The sequence below is a fragment of the Kitasatospora sp. NPDC056731 genome (genome assembly GCF_040687675.1).
GTDB lineage: Bacteria > Actinomycetota > Actinomycetes > Streptomycetales > Streptomycetaceae > Kitasatospora.
In genome coordinates, this window is the sequence record NZ_JBFBNR010000033.1 from 20,131 (window position 1) to 39,181 (window position 19,051).

The following is a 19,051-nucleotide window of genomic DNA, read 5'->3' on the forward strand; positions in this document are numbered from 1 at the left end:
CCTTCTCGATCAGCGGCCCCGTTCCCCCCGATCTCCCGACCGCCGTGGTTCCGCCTCCGTGCCTGGCCCCCGTCTGCGCCCCCGTCTTCGTAGCCCCGCGCCCCGTCAGCCCCGCCCGCGGCCCGTACCCCCGTCCGCGCCCGCGCCGCCGGCGTCAGGGCGCCGGGTGCCGGCGGGCCGCGTCCCGGCGGGCGATGACGTCGATCAGCTCGCTGACCGTGTCCAGGCCCTCGGAGGAGAGGCCGACCGCGCGCAGCGCCAGGCTGCGCACGCCCGCGTCGCGCAGCGCGCCGAGCAGGGCGAGCTCCTTGGCGATCTCCGCGCCCTGCCGCTCGTCGAAGAAGTACGCGGGCGGGACCTGGAAGAACTGGGCGAGCGCCTCCAGGTGGCGCTTGGTCGGGTTGTCCCGGCGCCCGGTGCGCAACTGCCACAGGTAGGTGGTGGAGAACGACTCCCCGGTCGCCTCGCGGCAGGCCCGGGCCACCTCTTCGTTGGTGTACTGCTCGCGGTCGGGCCTGCGGACGGTGTGGAACAGCGCCTCGATCCTGGCCGCGAGCCCGGACAGTTCCACCGGTCCGTCCTCCCGGTTCGATTCCGCCATGGCCCGCCCTCCTCACCGGGGCCCCGCACGTCTCCTCCTGGCGGGCGGGCAGGGCCGGCCAGGTCACGATAGCCCAACGGCATCAGCTGGCGTGGATCACAAGATACCGCCAATCAACGTCAGTTGACCCCTCCACCGGTGGCTGACATCCTGGACCGCAGGCCGGCCGGTCGAACTGACTAGCCATCAAGTCCGTTCGTGTTAAAGACATTTGACGTTTCCCCCGGATCATCCGAATGATCTCGGCAGGCCGGTAGTGTGACCGACTCCCCTGGGACCACCAGGCATCGACACCCGAGACGGGACCGGCCGGACCGGCCGGCCCCACCGACGGCACGACATGGGAAGGGAGCGCCCGTGAACACGGCGCCGCGACACCAGACGGTGCGGCTGGGCTTCCTGTGGCGAGCCGCCGGCGCCCCCGTCGGCTGCGTGCTCGCCCTGGCGATGGGCGTCGTGCTCGCCGACACCGGGGCCGCCGGCCGGATGGGCGCCGTCCCCGCGCTGCTGCTGTCGAGCGCGGCCGTCCTGGGCGTGGCCCTGCCCGTCCCGTACGGCTTCTGGCTGCGCGCCGACGACCACGGCCTCACCCTCGTCCGGGCGTTCGTCCCGCGCCGCTACCGGTGGCGCGACATCCAGGGCCTCACGATGGACGCCGGGCAGGACGCCGACTCCGGCGCCCACCGGCTCGTCCTGCTGCTGCGCCTGACCCCGGCCCCCCGCCGTACCGCCCGTATCGTCCGCATCGCCCGCGGCGCCCGCCTGTACGGGCCGGTCCTCGGCATCCTGGGCACCACCCGCGACGGGCTGCCGCGCGGCACCGAACACCGCCGCCTCGCCGAACTGTTCGACCTGCTCCGGCGCCACGGCGTCCCCTTCGACGACCGCCGCTACGCCGACCTCGTCCTCACCGCGCACGGCTACCCGGCGCTCGCCCACACCGCCCCCGGCGAACCCGCCCGCACCGCCCGGCCCGCCGCCCGCCCCGACGCCGCCTGAACCGGGCCCGAACCGCCCGAGCCGGGTCCGCGCCGCCCGCCCCGGCCGGCCCGGCCCTTTGAGCCGCCCACCGCTGAGCCGCCCACCGCCCCGCAGCCGTTGACCCCGACGGAAGCGCGCCCGCCCGGACGGCGCGCCAGGACGTCAGGAGTGCGGCGATGCTCAGGTTCCACGGCGCGTGGCGGATCACCGTGGTCGGCAAGAACGCCAGCTTCGACCAGCGCGCGGTGGTGCGCGGCCCCTACGGCACCCGGATTCTGCCCGGCCGGGTCGGCGCCACCCTGGAAGTCGACGAGGACAGCTGGACGCTGACCCTGGAACACCACCTGTGGGGCCGCAGCTGGCAGCCGAACCTGCGCGTCACCCCCGGGCCCGTCACCGAACGCGACGGCGTCCGCAGCCGCCTGCTGACCAGCAACGACTGCCACTGGCCCGACAAGCCCCTGGACTACGTCAACTTCGTCGTCCGCCTCGACCAGAGCCTCGCCCCGGCCCCCGTCCTCGCCCCCGTCCGGGCCGTGCGCGCCGCCGACTCCCTGCAGCCCTCCGCGCCCCGGGCCATCCGCACCTCCTCCTCCGGCGACGTCGGCGACTTCGGCGCCCCCGCCACCCGGCCCGCCCCCGCCACCCGGCCCGCAGCCAACCCCGCGCCCAGGCCGGCGCAGGCCCCGGGCACCAACGCCCGGCCCGCCGCGACCCCCTGGTAGCCCGCCGCCGCGCCCGGGGGCTGTCCCCCGGGCCCGGCGGCCCGCTGCCCGGATGTCCCGGACGGGCGCCGCAGGGTTGGCTGGACGCATCCGAACCAACCGATCCGAAAGGCCGTCACCCGTGCTCCTGCGCAAGACCGTCCGCCGCCGCGCCGCCCGCGCCACCGCCGTCGCCGCCCTCGCCGCCGCCCTGGGCGCCACCGCCATGACCGGAAGCGCCCAGGCGATCGTCAACGGCCACGACTCCACCGAGCGCTACCCGTTCATGGCCACGATCCCGATGAGCGCCAAGCAGATAGCCGACGGCACCTGCGGCGCCACACTGATCGACCCCCAGTGGGTCCTCACCGCCGCCCACTGCGTCCAGGGCTACCCGGGCAGCGAGCTGACGCTCGACGGCACCGTGCGCATCGGCAGCGCGCACCGCAAGAGCGGCGGCACCGTCCGGGCCATCACCCGCACCGTCGTCCACCCCGGCTTCAGCTTCGGCGACGGCCAGACCCGCCCCAACTACGACGACCTCGCCCTGGTGCGCCTGGACCACCCCGTCGCCCAGCGGCCCATCCCCGTCGCCCAGCGCCCCGGCCCGCCCGGCACCCCGACCCGGCTGCTCGGCTTCGGCACCGTCGTCGACACCCCCAAGTTCGAGGAGATGGTCTTCCCCGACCGCCTCCAGGAGCTCGACACCCGCCGCGCCGCCGCGGCCGACTGCGCCCCCGGCTACGCCGGCCCCACCCGCCTGTGCACGACCAGCCCCACCCCGAAGGCCATGGCCTGCTTCGGCGACTCCGGCGGCCCGCAGATCCAGCGCGGCCGCGGCGGTCGCTGGGAACTCATCGGCACCACCTCCGGCCCCGGCGCCCCGGGCGTGCCCTGCTCCGAAGGCCCGGGCCTGTACACCGACGTGCGCGCCTACGCCGACTGGATCCGGGCCACCATCGCCGCCGGCTGACCCGGCCGGCCTTGGCCTGACTGACTGACTGACCGGCCTGGCTGACCGGCGTATCCGGCCGACCGCCCGACCCCGGCGGCCGGATGCGCCGGCCGACCCGACGGTAAAGTCCCAGGTGAGCACCGTCGCGCCCGAGGAGACCCCGCCATGCCGACCGACCCCGCCACCGGAGCCGCCGCCGACCGCCCGCCGATCGCGCGGTACGGCCTGGGCACCGCAGCCGTCGGCCGGCCCGGCTACATCACCCTCGGACGCGACGGCGACCTGCCCGCCGAACGCACCGTCGAGGCACTGCGCGACCGCACCCACGCCCTGCTCGACGCCGCCTACGCCGCCGGCGTGCGCTACCTCGACACCGCCCGCTCCTACGGCCGCGCCGAGGAGTTCGTCGCCCAGTGGCTCGCCGAACACCCCGAGGCCGCCGCCGAGGTGACGGTCGGCAGCAAGTGGGGCTACACCTACACGGCCGACTGGCAGACCACCGGCGTGGCCGCGCACGAGGTCAAGGAGCACTCCACGGCGGTGTTCGACCGTCAGATCCACGAGACCCGCTCCCTGCTGGGCCCGCACCTGGACGTCTACCTGGTCCACTCCGTCACCCCCGACAGCCCCGCCCTGACCGACACCGCCCTGCACGCCCGCCTGGCCGACCTGGCCGGGCAGGGCGTGCGGGTCGGCCTGTCCACCAGCGGTCCGGCCCAGGCGGACACCATCCGTGCCGCCCTGGCCGTCACCGTGGACGGCCGCCCGCTGTTCACCGCCGTCCAGGCCACCTGGAACCTGCTCGAACCCTCCGCCGCCCCCGCCCTGGCCGAAGCCCACGCCGCCGGCTGGCTGGTCGTCGTCAAGGAGGGCATGGCCAACGGCCGCCTCGCCGGGCGCAACGCCACCGGGGACGACACCGCCGCACTGCGCGCCCTCGCCACCTGCACCGGCGCGCCCCTCGACGCCCTCGCCCTGGCCGCGGCCGCCGCCCAGCCCTGGGCCGACCTCGTCCTGTCCGGCGCGGCGACCGTCGACCAGCTCGCCTCCAACCTCACCGCCGCCACCCTGCACCCCACCCCCGACGACCTGGCCGCCCTCGCCGTCCTGGCCGAACCCGCCCCGGCGTACTGGCGCACCCGCGCCGCCCTGCCCTGGGCCTGAACCGCCCCCGCCGCACCGCGGGCCCGAACCCCGCCGCCCGACCCCCCTGCCCGAACTCCCGTGTCAGTGACCGCCCCTACGGTGGCCGCATGACCTCGGACCTGTCCCGTCTCCTGCCCGCCACCCTCCCGCCCGGCCGCCTGGTCGGCGGCGAGGACGGGCCGGAGCCGCTGCTGTGGATCAGCGACGCCCCCGCCCCCGCCGGCCTGTGGCAGCAACTCCACCGCGCCCACCCGCAGTCCGGCCTGTGGCCGCTGCTGATCGTCCCCCTCGGCGACGGCGCCGACTACCGCCCCTGGCTGTCCGGCGAACTCTTCCCGGCCTCCGCCTCCGACCCCACCCTCTACGACCCCGACGCCCTGCTGCGCCGCTGGTGGCAGCAGCTCGGCGGCGCCGACGAGGACGCGCCCGAGGGCCCGCTCGGCTCCGAGGACGCCGCCGAACTCCACGCCGCCCTGGCCCCCTTCGGCCCCGCCTGGCCCGGCACCGCCCCCGCCGCGGCCGTCCCCGACGGCGCCCCCGGCATCGAGGCCCGCGGCCTGGCCGACGTGCTGCTGTCCGTACGGGACGCGCGCCTGGGCCTGGTCGAGGCGGGCAGCGGCGCCGAGGCGCTGGCCGCCTGCGGCTGGAGCGGCCCGCTCAACCACGAGGACGACACCGCCAAGATCGCCGCCGTGCTCGCCGACTGGGAGCGCCGCTTCGGCGCCCAGGTCATCCAAGTCGGGTTCGACACCCTGGAGTTGAGCGTCGCCGCCCCGCCCGCCACGCTCGCCGAGGCCCTCCCGCTGGCCGCCGAGCACACCGCCTTCTGTCCCGACCTCGTCTTCCAGGGCACCGGCACCCTGACCGCCTACGCCGAAGGCCTCGTCGCCGCCCACCAGTGGTCGTTCTGGTGGGACTGACCCGGCCCCCGTTCCCGCCGCCGGGCCCGGATCCACCGGACCAGTACGGCTGAAGGGGCTGGACTATCCGTTGTGCGCTTCGAGCTCGGTCGCCGGCGCCTGCTGGGTGGCCGCCCACGACGCCAGGAGCGCCAGATTGTCAGCGGCCGGTGTGCCCGCGGGTGCGGTGTAGACGTTGAGGTGCAGGCCGGGTTCGGCGGGCAGTCCCAGGGACTCGACGTCCAAGTCGAGCCGGCCCACGATCGGATGGCGCACACGCTTGCGGCCGGACCGGTGCAGCCGCACGTCCTGAGATGCCCACCGCTGCCGGAACAGCTCACTGGACGTCGACAGTTCGCCGACCAGGGTGATCAGCTCCTCGTCGTGCGGATCGCGGCCGGCTTCCATGCGCAGCTTCGCGGCCACGCCACCGGCAATGTGGTCGTAGTCGACAAAGAAATCCCTGGCCGCCTCGGGGTTCAGATAGACGAACCGCGCCGTGTTCGCGGGCCGTCGCGAGTCGGCCAGCACCGGCGAATACAGCGCGCGAGCGAGTTGATTCATGGCGAGCACGTCATAACGGCCGTTACCGATCCAGGCCGGCGCAGCGGAGATCGCGTCGAGCACCTGCTGCAGCGTCGAGCGCACCGTCACGGCAGGCCTGCGCCGGCGTGGGCCGCTGGGCGCCGTGGATCGGCGCGCGAGGTGGAACAGGTGGTCGCGCTCGGCCTCGTCGAGTTGCAGGGCGGAGGCCAACGCGTCGAGCACGCCATCGGAGGCACCGGCGAGCCTGCCGCGCTCCATGCGCACGTAGTAGTCGACCGATACCCCCGCCAGTAGCGCCACCTCCTCGCGGCGCAGACCTTTGACCCGACGGTTGCCGCCGTAAGCGGGCAGGCCCGCCTGCGCGGGTGCGATGCGGGCGCGACGCGAGCTGAGGAACTCCCGGATCTCGGTGCGCAGATCCATCGTGGCCATCCCCTCACCGTAAGCCGGTCCCGCAGTCTAAGGGGTGCCCGATGCGGTCGTCGCGATGCCGCCGTCCACCGGGATGACGGTGCCCGTGAGGTAGGACCCGGCCCGGCTGGCGAGAAACACGGCGACACCCGCCATGTCGTCGTCGCGGCCGATCCGGCGCAGAGGGGCCGCCGCCGCGATCGTGTCGCCGACGGCATCGAGCGTGGACGCCGTCATCTGCGACGGGAACACTCCCGGTGCCACCGCGTTCACCGTGACGTGCTGCGGGCCCAGTTCCCTGGCAAGCACCCTGGTGAGTTGATGAAGAGCCGCTTTGCTGCTGGCGTACGAGTAGTTGGGCGACTGGGCGACGTGGATGGCGGCGATACTGCCGATGTTGATGATCCGCGCGGGATCATCCGCGGTGCCCGCCCTGCGAAGTGCCGGGAGCAGCGCCTGCACCAGCCAGAACGGCGACTTGAGGTTGAGATCGATCACCGCGTCCCAGGCCTCGTCCGGGAACGTCGCCAGCGGCTCGCGCCACATCGCCCCCGCGTTGTTGACAAGGATGTCCAGGCGTCCCGAGCCGGCCTCGACAAGATCGGCGAGGCGCTGACACTCGTCGTGCCTGGAAAGGTCGGCGGGGATCGCTTGAACGTCGCCGAATTCGGACAGCAGCTGCTGTGCCTCCGCGCACGCGTCTGCCTTGCGCGAGCTGATGACGACGCGGGCGCCCGCCTGGAGAAGGCCGCGCGCTATCATCAGCCCGATTCCCCTGGTGCCGCCGGTGACAAGGGCGTACTTCCCGCTCAGATCGAAAAGTTCCGTGTGAGTGGTGAATTGATTGTCCGCCATTGGTCTCCGTCCCTTCTGCCGTCGAAGAACGCGCCGACACGGTCGCGCATTCGGGGCAGCTGAATTGAACTGATGGGGGTGAAGCTGCAGCGTGTGTCCATGGTGACAGGCGTTTTGAACGTCTGGGAGCCCCTGGTGATACAGGTACTGCGAGAGCCACCCTCGCAGCCATCCGCGTAGGTGGATCAGTTGGTGCTGAATTCGCTGGCTCGGATGGCGGTCTGAAAGAGGCTCTGCCCGCGCTTTCGTGAATGATCTTCGAGGCGCTTGCTGCGGATTGAGTAGCCTCTCGCCATGACCGAGATCAAGCCGACCAATCCTCAGACCGAAGCCGACCGTGGGCGCGTGGCACTCTGGCTGGATCCTGGCGATCTGGCCTGGCTGGCTCGGCACTGCTGCTGCCCGGATGACGCGACCGAGGAGGTGAAAGACCGCTGCGGCCGTATCCGCTTCCGCGCGAGCGCCGCGCTGCACAAGAGTGGTCGAACGAGCTGACCACAGCCCTCGCGGCCTACCTGAAGATCATTCACGGAACTGCGGTCAGAACGCCACCCGGTGACAGACGCGGCCCGAAACTCCCTGGACCGTCCGACCCGTCTCGGCCATGATCCTCACGTGGCCACCTACCTCGAGTCCGAGCGCCTGACCCTCCGCCCCTTCGCCGCCGCCGACGCGGACCTGCTGATCGAGCTGGACAGCGACCCGGCGGTGATGCGCTACCTGAACGGCGGCGCTCCAACCCCGCCAGAGGAGGTCCGCGACCTCGCCATCCCCAGCATCCTCGCCGGCTACGAGCGCTGGAACCATGACCTCGGCCTGTTCGCCGCGCACGAGAAGGACGGCGGCGCGTTCGTCGGCTGGTTCTGCCTGCGTCCGCGGCGCAGCGGCCCGCGTGAGGAGGCCGAACTCGGCTATCGCCTGCGCCAGGCGGCCTGGGGCCGGGGCTACGCCACCGAAGTCTCGCAGGCGCTGCTGGCGAAGGGGTTCGCCGAGCTCGGCATCCGCATGGTCTGGGCCGAGACGATGACCGTGAACCGCCCTTCGCGTAACGTCATGGAGAAGCTCGGGATGACGCTCGCGGAGAACATCCCCACGCCGGACGACATGATGGCGGTCGAGGGTTCCGAGCACGGGGGTGTGCGGTACGAGATCACGAAGGAGCAGTGGGAGCGGCGGCAGGCGTAGGCGGCGCGAGGCGCGGCGCCCGTGGATGTGAAGTCATCGGCCCGCGCGGCCTTGTCTCATCACGCCCTATCGGGCATATCCCGGCAGCATCCTGCCGAGCAACTGCGCTGCCGCCCCGGCGTCAAGGTGCATGTCGACGAGGGCTACCGGGGCCTCGCCAACCAGTTCCCACGCCAGGTCACCGCCCCACCCCGCAAGCCGAAGAAGGACGCGACCCTCGGCGAGCAGCACGCCTGGCGGCACGAACGCCGAGCGCAGTCCTCCAACCGGATCTGCGTGGAACACGCCAACGCCGAGTACAAGCAGTGGCGCAGCGCTACACCGGCCGCCGCGAATACTTCGCCGAGACCCAAGCCGCCATAGCCGGCCTGGTCTCCGACCGGTCAGCCCGCCGGGCCACCCGCAAGACGAGCAAAGAACTCGTCCTCGCCGCCGACGCCCGCCCGACGTCCTGCTGATCAATCCCAGGCGGATTGCTCAGCCGAGCCTGCCCAGATTCTTATCGCTCCCCAAGCCGTTAGCCCCCGTTCTGCAGCTGCTGGAGCAGGTCGGCGTCGCCCTCCATCCGCAGCGAGCCGTTCGGGATGCGCATGTACATGAGCAGGGCCATCTCGCTCGCCGTGCCGTAGATGGCGGCGGTGGGCTTGCTCTCGGCGGCCTCCGCCGCGGTGAGGCGGGTGAAGCGGGAACCGGCTGCGTCCACCGTCTGGCGCCAGGAGCCGGCCTCGGCTGCGTGGTAGTCCATGGTGGCGGGCTCGTGCGGCCACGGGACGGTGACGGTGCAGACGGTGGCGAGGAACTCCTCGATGGCGTCGACCGCCTCGGTCGTCGGCAGCTCCTGCGGCGTACCGGAGGCCAGCTGGGCGTCGTAGGTGTGGATCAGCGACTCGTGGACGCGGCGGCGGGCCACGGCGGCCCCCGTGTGCGGCGAGGCCAGCGGCTCCCACCAGGCCCAGCAGGCCCGGTCCGGGCCGGCCTCGCGCAGAGCGGCAAGCAGCTGCTCCGTCGAGTCGGCCAGCCAGGCTATGAGGGCCTCGCGCTCCCTGGGCGCCGCCAGCCCGTCCTTGCTCGGCCGCTCGTCGCCCGGCGCGGTGTTCAGCACGATGTAGGCCCAGAAGCGGTCCCCCTCACTGAGGTGGTTCGCCAGGTCGTACAGCGTCCAGCCCGGGCAGGACGGGACGTCGGCGTCGAGGTTGGGGGCAGTGGCGACGGCGGCGCGGAACGCGGCGGACCGCTCGTCGATCATCTGCAGCAGGGTGGGGAAGGAGAATTGCTCAGTCACGCAGACCTTGTATCACCCGGACCGGAACTCTCGCACTCGATTTAAGGCCCCCCAAATGAGATTTCCTCTTAACTCCACTGCCAGCATGGCCAATTCACGACAACCTGATACGCGATGCCATCAGTACACCTTGGGTAGCCTGAAGCTCTAACCTGGTTCGGTGTTCGAGGGCGCCGGGCCGGGCCGGCTGGGTTGCGGAAGTGCAAGGGCTGCGGGATCCGACTGAGGTCGGAAGGTTTGGCCGGGGTGGCACTTCAGCGTGCGGTGACCCAGTACGCTGCGAGCGGGCGGTTGCCATGCGGTGCGGCGACGGCCCGCAGGACGTCGCTCTGGCTGAGGACGAGTTGCCGTACCGGTTCGGACAGCGCGGCCAACCGTTCTCCTCCGGTGATCAGGTCGAGACAGGCGGTGATCTCCCAGTCCGCGTCCTGGAGTGCGTCGGTGTCGACCGGCCCGTCGCCGTCCGCTGTCCAGCCCGCCTCGGGCAGGAGCCGCAGCAGCGCCTCGCGGGAGAAGGACGTGCGGATGTTGCCCTCGCCGTGTGAGCCTGCAGCCTCGATCTGGCCCTGGATCAATACTGCGAGCAGGTGCGCCAGCTGGTCGCCGCAGGAGGGCGTCAGGTCCCACTCGGTGAACCACAGCCGCCGCGCCCAGGGCCGCACCCGGGCCAGCGTGTCGCGCAGCTGCCCGAGCGAGGCGAAGTACCAGGAGCAGTGGGCGAGCACGACGTGGTCGAAGGTGTCGGAGGGGAAGTCGACCGACGGGTCGCGGACATCCGTGCTCAAGCGGAAGTCGATGCGCGGCCCGACCGGGCTCGCCGCGAGCCGGGCCGCCGATTCCCCGAGCGTGACCGGCGCCCCGTAGGTCGGATCGGCGACATCGACGGCCACCACGCGTCCCTGGGGTCCGACAGCCTCCGCGAGGACGGCGGTCATATCGCCCTGCCCGCAACCCAGTTCGAGGACGGTGGATCCGGGCTCGATGTCCCAGCTCTCCACGAGTGAAGCGCGGTGGCGTGTCTGTACCAGCTGAGCGTCCGGGCTGTGGTCGGCAGCGGCCATGGTCTTCACGAGCAACGGAATCCTGGCGTGGAGATCGAAGTGCTTCACACAATCCTCAGTGGCTATTCGGCGAACCGGTGAGGACGAGGGTACGAGACGCCCCTTGGCGGCGCCTGCGATTTCTCGCTCGAGTCCTGCTCACGACAACAGCAGATCCGATCGGACTTCAGTGAGAACCGGTCTACCTTCGGTGAGCGGGGACAGCGGCCGGCGAGCGGCAACACCCACTGCAGCCTCGATGAGTTGACCGCTCCGTGCTCCTTCTTCCCATGCAGGCGAAGGGCTGCCGGATCCAGAGCGAGAGTGTCAGGTGCCGCCGCCCCGGGCCGGGTCGGCGGCGCCATCGAGCAGTATCAGTTGGTGCCGAATTCGCCGGTGCGGACGGCGGTGACGAAGGCCTGCCAGGCGGGGGTGGGGAAGAGGAGGGCCGGGCCGTGGGGGTCTTTGGAGTCGCGGACGGGCATGACGCTCGGGAAGTCGGGCGCGACCTCGACGCACTGCCCCCCGTCAGTGCTGTGGGAGGACTTGACCCAGTGGGCAGAGGACAGGTCGGGGCGGGAGCTCATGGTGCCAGTTCCTTCCGGATGCTTGGGGTCCTGGGTTGTGCGGCGCAGCCATCCGCGATGGCTGCGCCGCGCAGGTGGATCAGTTGGTGCTGAACTCCCCGGCTCGGATGGCGGTGATGAATGCCTGCCAAGCGGTTGGTGGGAAGTTGAGGCGGGGGCCGTCGGGGTCCTTGCTGTCCCGCACGCGACCTGGCTGGGCATCGTCCACCTCAATGCACATGCCGCCGTCGTTGTTGCTGTGGCTACTCTTCCGCCATCTCTCCTGGTTCCCTGCTGGCACGACCGAACTCCTGTGAGATGCGCCTGATCATCGCCCTGGAGCCCCGGGGCGACCGGGCCATGGCCCTGAGGAGATCGTATGACCTGCGGCGAGCGGCAACACCCTCTGCACCCTCGATGAGTTCACCGCTCCGTGCTCCTTCTTCCCATGCGAGCGAAGGGCTACCGGGGACGGTGTAGAGGAAAAGGGAGCCGCCCATCTCGGGATGGGCACCAGCTGAAAACGGAAGTACTTGCACGGTGACGTGGGGACGGCGGTCCGAGGCCAGCGCCATGAGTTGCCGCTGCATCGCTGCGGCTCCGCCGATGGGGCGACGAAGCGCGGATTCATCAATGATGAACCAGCAGTGGGGCGGTGTGTCAGAGAGCAGACGCTTCTGGCGATCCAATCGGGCGTCGACTGAAGCACTGAGCTCCTGGGCGGTGATATCCGGACAGCCAGCTTGCAGTGACCAGCGCGCGGTCTCAGGGGTCTGTAGAAGACCAGGAATCGTCGCTGCAGCGTATTCCTCGATGACCGAAGCCTTGGCTTCAAGTTCGGCTGGCCGCCGGTACTTGCCGGCGAACTTCTCCTTCTTGGCAAGTATGTAGATGCGGCCGAAGAGTCCGTTGGTGCCGAACGCGACATCGAGTTTGGCCGGCAGGTCCGGCGGCGGCATCGACTCGGCGCGCTCGATCCTGGCCAGGTGCCCCTTCGAGAAGCAGCCGAGGATCTCGGTCAGTTGATCAAGCGACATGGAGCCGGCGAGCTCTCGGTGATTGCGCATCTCCCAGCCGAACAGGTCGCGGGCCGAGCGCCCCGGATCCAACTTATTGGGTTTGAAGGCCATGGAGCCCCTCCAGTGTGTCCAACCACAACGTGGCACACGTCCACGCTGGTCAGCCTAGCTGCGGTGAGTAACGATTGGGGCGCAGAAAGTGAAGTCGATCGTGAATCGGCTCGCGGGACTGCAGATTCGCGTGGAAGGCGATCAGTCATGACCATGAAGTCACCCCAGCCTGCCAAGCTCCACGGCTATGGCGTGCGCTGGGACACCGGGGCCCGCCTCTACCGGGTCCGCAACGAGGTCACCGGGGAGTGGCTGCGCCAACCGGACGGTGAGCTCCGCGGGTTCAGGTCCTTCTCCGAGGCCTGGAGCGCCTGGCGCGTCTTCGAGGTCCACAAGCGGCCGGGGGAGTGAGCGTGGCCTCGATGCTCTCCCGCGTGACCGCCGAGCAGCGGCGGCAGGCCGCCGACGTCCTGGACGACCTGACGGCCGTCCTCGCCCTGGGCGGGGTGAAGTTGCCGTCCGTCGGGGTGGATTGGGAGCACGGCCGCAGGACGGGCTGCTACCTCATCGGCCTGGGCTCGGCCAGCCCGTCCGCGCTCCTGCGGGTCGTCGACCTGCTCCGCAAGGGGCTGCGCTACGAGCGCCTGACGCGTGACGGCTGAACTCCTTGTCCGCCTCCTGTGGTTGGCGGGCTTCTCCCTCGTACTCCTCGCCGCCCTCAGGAAGTGAACCGCCCGATGCAAGACCCCCGTCTGCTCGCCAAGCCGCCGGTGTGCCGGCTCGGCTGCCTCGTCCTCGTGCGCAACCCGCGCGGCGACGTTCTCCTCGTGGACCCGGACTACATGGACGGGCTGATCCTGCCCGGCGGCGCCGCGAAGCCGAACGAGCCCCCGCACCTCGCCGCCGCCCGCAACCTGCACGCGGAGACCGGGCTCGACCTGCGCCTCGCCGACGTCCTCGCGGTCGACTTCACCCCCGCCGACCGCTACCTGGAGCGCCTCAACCTGGTCTTCGACGGCGGCACCGTGCACGACGACACCCACCTCACCGTCCCGCCCCGGCACCGCAGCGGCCTGTTCGGCGCCCGCTTCGTCCCCGTCCGCCAACTCCACGACGTCATGGCGCCCTCCCAAGCCGCCCGTGCCACGGAGGCGTTGGCGGGCCGCGCGCTGCCCGTCCTCCTCCACGGACAGCGCGCGACCTGATCGGCACCGCCGGGTTGGGGTGGTCAGTGCGCACATCGGCCCAGGCGGTGACGCGTTCGGCACTTCGGCACTTCGGCAATGAGAAGGGGCGGGCGCCGGGATCGGCGCCCGCCCTCCCTCGTCCGGGTGCGGTCAGCTCCAGGGGTTGGCCGGCTGGTCGGTGATGGCGGTCCAGAAGCGGCCGCCGACGGGCAGGGTGCCGTTGGCCCACAGGCCCCAGCCCGAGGCGTCGTGGAACTCGGCCATCCGGAAGCCGGCGCCGAAGTAGCCGGCGCAGAGCTGGTCGGCGGTGGCCCGGCTGGTGAGCTGGCTGCCGGAGGTGGGGATGGTGGCCTTCACCTCGCCGCCGGCCCAGCTGTGGAAGCCGCTGGTGGGCACGCCGGCGGGGGCGGGGCGGCCGTCCTGCTTGAGGCACAGCACGGGCAGCTGCGCGGAGGCGGGGGTGTCGCCGCTGTACGCGTTGCTGCTGTTGTCGTTGCCGACGTGCACGACGTTGTCGGCGCGCTGCTCAAGGGCGGCCCAGGTCATGCCCTTGTGGGTGGCGACCCCGCCGAACAGGGCCTCGTAGGTGCTGCGGTAGATGTCCCACTCCTGGTACCCGCCGTCGTTGCAGTCGAACATGTAGAGCCGCCAGCCGCCGCCGATCCTGTGCTCGGTGTTGTCCAGGCACTGGGAGGTGGAGATGTTCTGCAGCCGTATCCCGAGCATGCCGTAGCGCGAGACACTGTCGGCCGCGGTCCACGGCGTGACCCGCCACATCTGCGAGGTGTTGTTGGCGTAGCACTGGACGCCGGAGGGGGTGCTGTCGACCGTCAGGCAGGAGCGCTGGTCGGCGGCGTTGTTGAGGGTGTAGACGCTCGGCAGGCCCGGGACGGGCTTGAACACCCACTGGCCCGGGTTGTCGGACGGCGCGCAGGGGTGCAGACCCTGCCCGCCCCATATCGCGCCGTTGGGACAGCGCTCGGACTTCTGGTTGAACAGGACCGTCGAGGGGGTGTCGGCCGAGGCCGAGCCGCCCGGGACCAGCACCAGGCCGGTCAGGGCCAGCGCGATGCCGAGGACGATACGCCGGACTAGCGAACGCACAGAGCTCTCCAAGGAGGGGGACGACGAGGGGCGGCGGCCGGTCCGGAGGGCCCCCCGGGCCACCCGGTCCGTCCACCGCCGTCAGCTTGTCAGCGTCCGATCAATCGCCGGTATCCCAGCTTTCTGGGGGGTCGTCCGACACCCCGCCTGGTCAGGGGCGCGGCCAGGGGCGGCCCAGATTACGTACCCCCTACCGATCCGCGACGGATTCGCCCCCTCCGCCCCCGCCCGTACCGTCGGAGACCACGGACACCGGACCAACCCCCAGGAGAACAGCGATGACCGCCTACGCGATGGCCCAGGTCCACTCGGTCGAGTTCGGCCCCGACATCGTCGAGTACCTCCAGCGCATCGACGCCACCCTGGACCCCTTCGACGGCCGCTTCCTCATCCACGGCGACCGGATCGAGACCGTCGAAGGCACCTGGGGACAGGACCTCATCCTCATCGAGTTCCCCGACCACCAACGCCTGCGCGCCTGGTACGACTCGCCCGCCTACCAGGAGATCCTCCCGCTGCGCACCCGCCACATGACCGCCGACGTGGTCTTCGCCCAGGGCGTGCCCGCCGGCTACCGCGGCGCCGACGCCCTCAAGCACTGACCGGCCCGGGGGCTCAACGCCCCTGCGCCCGCTCGCGCCACCACCGCACCGTCGCCTCCACCTGCTCCTCCAGCGCGGTCGCGCGCACCGCGAACGCGGCCTCGTAGGCGCAGGCGTCCACCACGAACGGGCGGTCGAACTGGTAACGGACCTCCCACAGTTCACGCAGCAGCGGGGAGAACAGCCCCGCCGCGCCCAGCAGCGCCTGCGGGAGCCGGCGCACCGCGACCGGTCCGACGCCCGCCTGCGCGGCCAGCCGTTCCACCATCGCGCGCACCGGCAGCGCGGGGGCCGTCGGCACGTGCCAGGCCCGCCCCCAGGCCCGCTCCTCGCCCGCGACCTCGGCCAACGCCCGCGCCACGTCCGGCAGGTACGTCCAGCTGTGCGGCGCGTCCGGGTCGCCGAGCACCGCGATGTTCCGGCCCTTCAGCAGGCCCGGCATCACCCGCGAGGCCAGGTACCCGCCGTCCGTCACCCCGGGGCCGAAGAAGTCCGAGGCCCGCACCTCGACCGCCCGGATCCGCCCGGCCCCGTGCAGCGCCCGCGCCTGCTCCCACGCCGCCGCCCGCACCCGCCCCTTGGGGCCGGCCGCGGCCAGCGGCAGGTCCTCGGTCATCGGACCCCGCACCGGACCGTAGCCGTAGAGGTTGCCGAGCATGACCAGCACCGCCCCGGTGGCCTCGGCCGCCGCGCACAGCGAGGAGGCCAGCGCCGGCCACCGCGCCGCCCACTGCGGCAGCGGCGGCGCCGCGCAGCCGTAGATCGCCGCTGCGCCGCGTGCGGCCTCCGTCAGTCGCGCGCGATCGCCCGCGTCCAGCGCCACGTGCTCGATGCCGGGCACCGGAGTCTCGCCCCGCGCGGGGCTCCCCGCCCTGGTGACGACCCGTACGGCGTGCCCCTGCCCGGCCAGCAGACGGGCGGTGGCGGCCCCGGCGGGCCCGTATCCGACAACCACGTGGAAGCTCATCCGCCCCACCCTAGGGTCTGGGGCCGTGGATGTTGCGGGTGCCGTGGGTGCTGAGGGAGGTGCGGTGCGGGCGGCGGCAAATATTTGGTATGGCAACCGTAAAAGAAGATCTATGCTGACGGTCGTTCACAATCTCTCCGCACAACGCAAGGTGCTGAATGAAGCTGCCCCGGGTGTCCGCCGTCGTCGCGGCCGCCGTCCTGGCCCCCACCGTCCTCTTCCCGTCGATGGCCTCCGCCGCCGACAACCCCCAGCCGGCCGGCGTCTCCGGCCCTGACATCGCGTCCAAGGGCACCGAGGACCAGGGGACGGGCCAGGAGGAGCACGACCGCGCCGAGGTGCGGCGCATCCTCGCCGACAAGGAGACCGGCCCGGCCGTGCGTGCGGCGGGGGAGAAGGCCCTCGCGGGCACCGCCGCCGACGTGCGGCACTTCCTGGACGTCGAACTCGACGAGCGGCGCCAGCCCGACAACCGGCTGAAGGTCGTCTGGATCACCAACGGTGCCGGGCCGGTACTGAAGAAGGCGGCCGACAAGGCGCTGCGGGGCAGCTACCAGGACATCCTGGACTTCCTGAAGGAGGGTCAGTTCACGGCCCGCGCCGAGGACGAGGACCGGGCCGAGGTGCAGGGCATCCTGGCTGACAAGGAGACCGGCCCGGCTGTGCGCGCGGCGGGGGAGAAGGCCCTCGCGGGCACCGCCGCCGACGTGCGGCACTTCCTGGACGTCGAGCTCGGCGAGCGGCGTCAGGCCGACAACCGGGTGATGGTCGCCCGGATCTTCGACGGCGCCGGGCCGGCGGTGAAGGCGGCCGCCCGGAAGGCGATATCCGGCAGCAACCAGGAAGTCCTGGCCTTCCTGAAGGAGGGCCAGTTCATCGCCCGCGCCGAGGACGAGGCCCGCGCCGAGGTGCAGGGCATCCTCGACGACAAGGAGACCGGCCCGGGCGTGCGCGCGGCGGGGGAGAAGGCCCTCGCGGGCACCGCCGCCGACGTGCGGCACTTCCTGGACGTCGAACTCGACGAGTGGCGTCAGACCGACAACCGGCTGAAGGTCGTCCGGATCTCCGACGGCGCCGGACCGGCACTGAGCAAGGCGGCCGACAAGGCGCTGCGGGGCAGCTACCAGGACATCCTGGACTTCCTGAAGGAGGGGCAGTTCACGGCCCGCGCCGAGGACGAGGCCGCGAACAAGCCGGCCCCGCAGCCGGCCCGGCCCGCCGAGCAGCCGCAGACCGCCACCGGCGCCCAGCCGGCCGTCCGGCCCGCCGCCCTGACCACCACGACGGACACGACCGCGACGGCCACGACCGCGGCGGGCACCACCGCCGGGACGGCCACGGCCACCACGGGCGCCACCACGGTCACCGCCCGCCCCGGTCAGCTCGCCGCCACCGGCACCGAGGGCCTCGGCTGGGAGGCCGGCGGCGCCGCCGCGGCCCTGGCCGCGGGTGCGGCGCTCGTCGTCGCCTCCCGCCGCCGCTCTACCGAGAGCTGACGCCCCCGCGCCCCGGCCGCCCACGCGGCCGGGGCACACGGACGTCCGGGGCCGCACGCTCAGCCGCGGGGGCGGCGCCCGGCGATCGCCCGGGCGGCGAGTTCTGCGCGCCAGCGGGCCGCGTTGCCGCCGTCCAGTTGGTCGGCGAAGGCGCGCCGCGCGGCCTGCACCAGCTCGGCCGAAGCGTTCGGGTACGCCTCCCAGACCGCCCAGAGCGCGTTCTCGGTGTCCTCGTCCAGGCCCGTGCAGGTGAGCGGCCCGGTCCCGGACAGGGTCTCGGCCAGCACCGCCTCGAAGACCCGCCGCAGCCGCTCGTCGTCGTCGCGCCCGCGGGCGGGGCGCTCAGCCGCCATCGCTGCTGCCGCCGCCACCGCCATCCCCGCCGCCACCGTCGCCGCTGTCACCGCCGCTCAGGCTCCGGTTCCGGCGCCGGCTGCGCGCGGAGCGGCGCAGCAGGGACCCCGAGACGAGCGTCGCGGACGCCACGGCGCGCACCCAGCGGGGGCCGCCGCGTTCGGCCCACACCACGCACACGCACCCGCCGACCACGATCACCAGGACACCGACCAGCACGGTACCGACCACGTCTCACCCCTCTCCCGTCCATCCCGTTTCCGGGCCGATCCTCTCAAGCCGAGCGCCCCGCCCGCGCCCCCGACCCGCCCGAAACCGGGCCGATCCGCCATGCAAGCAGACAGTCCGCTTGCCGTGCAGGGAAGTTGGTGCCGCGCGGCATTTGCCGGGGTCGGGGCCCCGCGCCGGTGTGACCGGCGGAAATCGCCCCCGTCCGACCCGCGCCCCGGCCCGGCGCCGGGTGCGGTCACGAACCCGCTGTGTGCCAGGATGCCGACGCTGATCCCCTCTCCCGACCATCCGAGCAAAGGAGTCCGCCATGGCCAAGGGCCTGTTCGCGACCCTGCACACCACCCTGGGCCCGATCCGGCTGGAGCTGTTCCAGTTCCACGCGCCGAAGACGGTCCGCAACTTCGTCGAACTCGCCGAGGGCGCCCGGGAGTACACCGACCCGCGCACCGGCGAGCCGGGCAGCGGCCCGTACTACGACGGCACGCTCTTCCACCGCGTGGTGGCCGGCTTCATGGTCCAGGGCGGCGACCCCACCGGCAGCGGCACCGGCGGCCCGGGCTACGCCTTCGCCGACGAGTTCCACCCCGAACTGCACTTCACCAAGCCGTACCTGCTCGCCATGGCCAATTCCGGCCCGGGCACCAACGGCTCGCAGTTCTTCATCACGGTCGGCACGCCCGCCCACCTGAACCGCCGTCACACCATCTTCGGCCAGGTCGCCGACGCCGACTCCCGGGCCGTCGTCGACGCCCTCGCGGCCGTCTCCACGGACGGCGAACGCCCCGTCGACGACGTCGTGATCACCGAGGTCACCGTCGAGCGGCTCTGACGCCCGTCCCGGGAAGCCCTGCGCCCGTCGTCCGGCGGTG

At 72.3% G+C, this 19,051-nt stretch carries 26 protein-coding genes; 14 read left to right on the forward strand and 12 right to left on the reverse strand.

Translation table 11 applies throughout. The annotated features are described in order from the left end of the window. Window positions 1-154: 154 nt before the first annotated feature. On the reverse strand, window positions 155-601 hold the full coding sequence (locus AB0R04_RS28085) for a helix-turn-helix domain-containing protein (RefSeq protein WP_063352883.1): 447 nt from the start codon (window positions 599-601) through the stop codon (window positions 155-157). A 357-nt stretch (window positions 602-958) separates the two neighbouring features. Between AB0R04_RS28085 and AB0R04_RS28090 the strand changes: the two genes are divergently transcribed. The 5 genes from AB0R04_RS28090 (at window position 959) to AB0R04_RS28110 (ending at window position 5,307) form a co-directional block, all read left to right on the forward strand. Continuing rightward, window positions 959-1,600, forward strand: coding sequence for a hypothetical protein (locus AB0R04_RS28090; protein ID WP_363376022.1), 642 nt, complete (start codon window positions 959-961; stop codon window positions 1,598-1,600). A 158-nt stretch (window positions 1,601-1,758) separates the two neighbouring features. Then, a complete protein-coding gene (locus AB0R04_RS28095; RefSeq protein ID WP_363376025.1) occupies window positions 1,759-2,307 on the forward strand; it encodes a hypothetical protein in 549 nt (182 codons plus the stop codon). A 121-nt stretch (window positions 2,308-2,428) separates the two neighbouring features. Continuing rightward, window positions 2,429-3,259, forward strand: a complete 831-nt coding sequence (locus tag AB0R04_RS28100) for a serine protease (RefSeq protein WP_363376027.1) — start codon at window positions 2,429-2,431, stop codon at window positions 3,257-3,259. 147 nt (window positions 3,260-3,406) lie between these two features. Continuing rightward, on the forward strand, window positions 3,407-4,405 hold the full coding sequence (locus AB0R04_RS28105) for an aldo/keto reductase (protein WP_363376029.1): 999 nt from the start codon (window positions 3,407-3,409) through the stop codon (window positions 4,403-4,405). Window positions 4,406-4,494: 89 nt separating this feature from the next. Then, the gene (locus tag AB0R04_RS28110; RefSeq protein WP_363376032.1) at window positions 4,495-5,307 is read left to right on the forward strand and encodes a DUF4253 domain-containing protein; all 813 of its coding nucleotides are present in this window, start codon (window positions 4,495-4,497) and stop codon (window positions 5,305-5,307) included. A gap of 63 nt (window positions 5,308-5,370) precedes the next feature. On the opposite strand, the gene AB0R04_RS28115 is transcribed toward AB0R04_RS28110, so the two are convergent. Beyond that, window positions 5,371-6,255 (reverse strand): helix-turn-helix transcriptional regulator, encoded by an 885-nt coding sequence (locus tag AB0R04_RS28115; protein WP_363376184.1) that lies wholly within the window; start codon window positions 6,253-6,255, stop codon window positions 5,371-5,373. Window positions 6,256-6,291: 36 nt separating this feature from the next. Beyond that, the gene (locus AB0R04_RS28120) at window positions 6,292-7,098 is read right to left on the reverse strand and encodes an SDR family oxidoreductase (RefSeq protein ID WP_363376034.1); all 807 of its coding nucleotides are present in this window, start codon (window positions 7,096-7,098) and stop codon (window positions 6,292-6,294) included. A 294-nt stretch (window positions 7,099-7,392) separates the two neighbouring features. On the opposite strand from AB0R04_RS28120, the gene AB0R04_RS28125 reads away from it, so the two are divergent. The 3 genes from AB0R04_RS28125 to AB0R04_RS28135 all read left to right on the forward strand — a co-directional run bounded on the left by AB0R04_RS28125 (window position 7,393) and on the right by AB0R04_RS28135 (window position 8,646). Beyond that, window positions 7,393-7,593, forward strand: a complete 201-nt coding sequence (locus tag AB0R04_RS28125; protein WP_363376036.1) for a hypothetical protein — start codon at window positions 7,393-7,395, stop codon at window positions 7,591-7,593. A gap of 120 nt (window positions 7,594-7,713) precedes the next feature. Then, entirely contained in the window at window positions 7,714-8,283 is a 570-nt protein-coding gene (locus tag AB0R04_RS28130; RefSeq protein WP_363376038.1) for a GNAT family N-acetyltransferase, read from the forward strand. A 126-nt stretch (window positions 8,284-8,409) separates the two neighbouring features. Further along, window positions 8,410-8,646 carry a hypothetical protein gene (locus AB0R04_RS28135; protein WP_363376039.1) on the forward strand — a complete coding sequence of 79 codons (237 nt, stop codon included), beginning with the start codon at window positions 8,410-8,412 and terminating at the stop codon, window positions 8,644-8,646. Between the two features lie 154 nt (window positions 8,647-8,800). Here AB0R04_RS28135 and AB0R04_RS28140 read toward each other — a convergent pair whose 3' ends face one another. The 5 genes from AB0R04_RS28140 to AB0R04_RS28160 all read right to left on the reverse strand — a co-directional run bounded on the left by AB0R04_RS28140 (window position 8,801) and on the right by AB0R04_RS28160 (window position 12,301). Beyond that, window positions 8,801-9,565, reverse strand: coding sequence for a maleylpyruvate isomerase family mycothiol-dependent enzyme (locus tag AB0R04_RS28140; RefSeq protein WP_363376042.1), 765 nt, complete (start codon window positions 9,563-9,565; stop codon window positions 8,801-8,803). 254 nt (window positions 9,566-9,819) lie between these two features. After that, on the reverse strand, window positions 9,820-10,626 hold the full coding sequence (locus AB0R04_RS28145) for a class I SAM-dependent methyltransferase (protein ID WP_363376186.1): 807 nt from the start codon (window positions 10,624-10,626) through the stop codon (window positions 9,820-9,822). Between the two features lie 353 nt (window positions 10,627-10,979). Beyond that, on the reverse strand, window positions 10,980-11,192 hold the full coding sequence (locus AB0R04_RS28150; protein ID WP_363376044.1) for a DUF397 domain-containing protein: 213 nt from the start codon (window positions 11,190-11,192) through the stop codon (window positions 10,980-10,982). A gap of 79 nt (window positions 11,193-11,271) precedes the next feature. Continuing rightward, a complete protein-coding gene (locus AB0R04_RS28155; RefSeq protein WP_079136649.1) occupies window positions 11,272-11,412 on the reverse strand; it encodes a DUF397 domain-containing protein in 141 nt (46 codons plus the stop codon). A gap of 22 nt (window positions 11,413-11,434) precedes the next feature. Beyond that, window positions 11,435-12,301 carry a DUF5753 domain-containing protein gene (locus AB0R04_RS28160; protein ID WP_363376046.1) on the reverse strand — a complete coding sequence of 289 codons (867 nt, stop codon included), beginning with the start codon at window positions 12,299-12,301 and terminating at the stop codon, window positions 11,435-11,437. A 147-nt stretch (window positions 12,302-12,448) separates the two neighbouring features. On the opposite strand from AB0R04_RS28160, the gene AB0R04_RS28165 reads away from it, so the two are divergent. The 3 genes from AB0R04_RS28165 to AB0R04_RS28175 all read left to right on the forward strand — a co-directional run bounded on the left by AB0R04_RS28165 (window position 12,449) and on the right by AB0R04_RS28175 (window position 13,446). Next, on the forward strand, window positions 12,449-12,652 hold the full coding sequence (locus AB0R04_RS28165) for a hypothetical protein (RefSeq protein ID WP_363376047.1): 204 nt from the start codon (window positions 12,449-12,451) through the stop codon (window positions 12,650-12,652). A gap of 11 nt (window positions 12,653-12,663) precedes the next feature. Next, entirely contained in the window at window positions 12,664-12,903 is a 240-nt protein-coding gene (locus tag AB0R04_RS28170) for a hypothetical protein (RefSeq protein WP_363376049.1), read from the forward strand. Between the two features lie 75 nt (window positions 12,904-12,978). Beyond that, entirely contained in the window at window positions 12,979-13,446 is a 468-nt protein-coding gene (locus AB0R04_RS28175; protein ID WP_363376051.1) for an NUDIX domain-containing protein, read from the forward strand. Window positions 13,447-13,578: 132 nt separating this feature from the next. On the opposite strand, the gene AB0R04_RS28180 is transcribed toward AB0R04_RS28175, so the two are convergent. Further along, window positions 13,579-14,532, reverse strand: a complete 954-nt coding sequence (locus AB0R04_RS28180; RefSeq protein ID WP_363376054.1) for an RICIN domain-containing protein — start codon at window positions 14,530-14,532, stop codon at window positions 13,579-13,581. A gap of 278 nt (window positions 14,533-14,810) precedes the next feature. Between AB0R04_RS28180 and AB0R04_RS28185 the strand changes: the two genes are divergently transcribed. Then, window positions 14,811-15,134 (forward strand): DUF1330 domain-containing protein, encoded by a 324-nt coding sequence (locus tag AB0R04_RS28185; protein WP_363376056.1) that lies wholly within the window; start codon window positions 14,811-14,813, stop codon window positions 15,132-15,134. A 13-nt stretch (window positions 15,135-15,147) separates the two neighbouring features. Here AB0R04_RS28185 and AB0R04_RS28190 read toward each other — a convergent pair whose 3' ends face one another. Beyond that, window positions 15,148-16,101 carry an NAD-dependent epimerase/dehydratase family protein gene (locus AB0R04_RS28190; protein ID WP_363376058.1) on the reverse strand — a complete coding sequence of 318 codons (954 nt, stop codon included), beginning with the start codon at window positions 16,099-16,101 and terminating at the stop codon, window positions 15,148-15,150. Between the two features lie 158 nt (window positions 16,102-16,259). Here AB0R04_RS28190 and AB0R04_RS28195 point away from each other — a divergent pair, with 158 nt between their 5' ends. Next, the gene (locus AB0R04_RS28195; RefSeq protein WP_363376061.1) at window positions 16,260-17,597 is read left to right on the forward strand and encodes an ALF repeat-containing protein; all 1,338 of its coding nucleotides are present in this window, start codon (window positions 16,260-16,262) and stop codon (window positions 17,595-17,597) included. A gap of 59 nt (window positions 17,598-17,656) precedes the next feature. On the opposite strand, the gene AB0R04_RS28200 is transcribed toward AB0R04_RS28195, so the two are convergent. After that, the gene (locus AB0R04_RS28200) at window positions 17,657-17,950 is read right to left on the reverse strand and encodes a hypothetical protein (RefSeq protein WP_363376062.1); all 294 of its coding nucleotides are present in this window, start codon (window positions 17,948-17,950) and stop codon (window positions 17,657-17,659) included. Beyond that, window positions 17,940-18,182, reverse strand: a complete 243-nt coding sequence (locus AB0R04_RS28205; RefSeq protein ID WP_363376064.1) for a hypothetical protein — start codon at window positions 18,180-18,182, stop codon at window positions 17,940-17,942. The genes AB0R04_RS28200 and AB0R04_RS28205 overlap by 11 nt, the downstream gene beginning before the upstream one ends. A gap of 307 nt (window positions 18,183-18,489) precedes the next feature. On the opposite strand from AB0R04_RS28205, the gene AB0R04_RS28210 reads away from it, so the two are divergent. Beyond that, a complete protein-coding gene (locus AB0R04_RS28210; RefSeq protein ID WP_363376067.1) occupies window positions 18,490-19,011 on the forward strand; it encodes a peptidylprolyl isomerase in 522 nt (173 codons plus the stop codon). The last annotated feature ends 40 nt before the right edge of the window (window positions 19,012-19,051 follow it).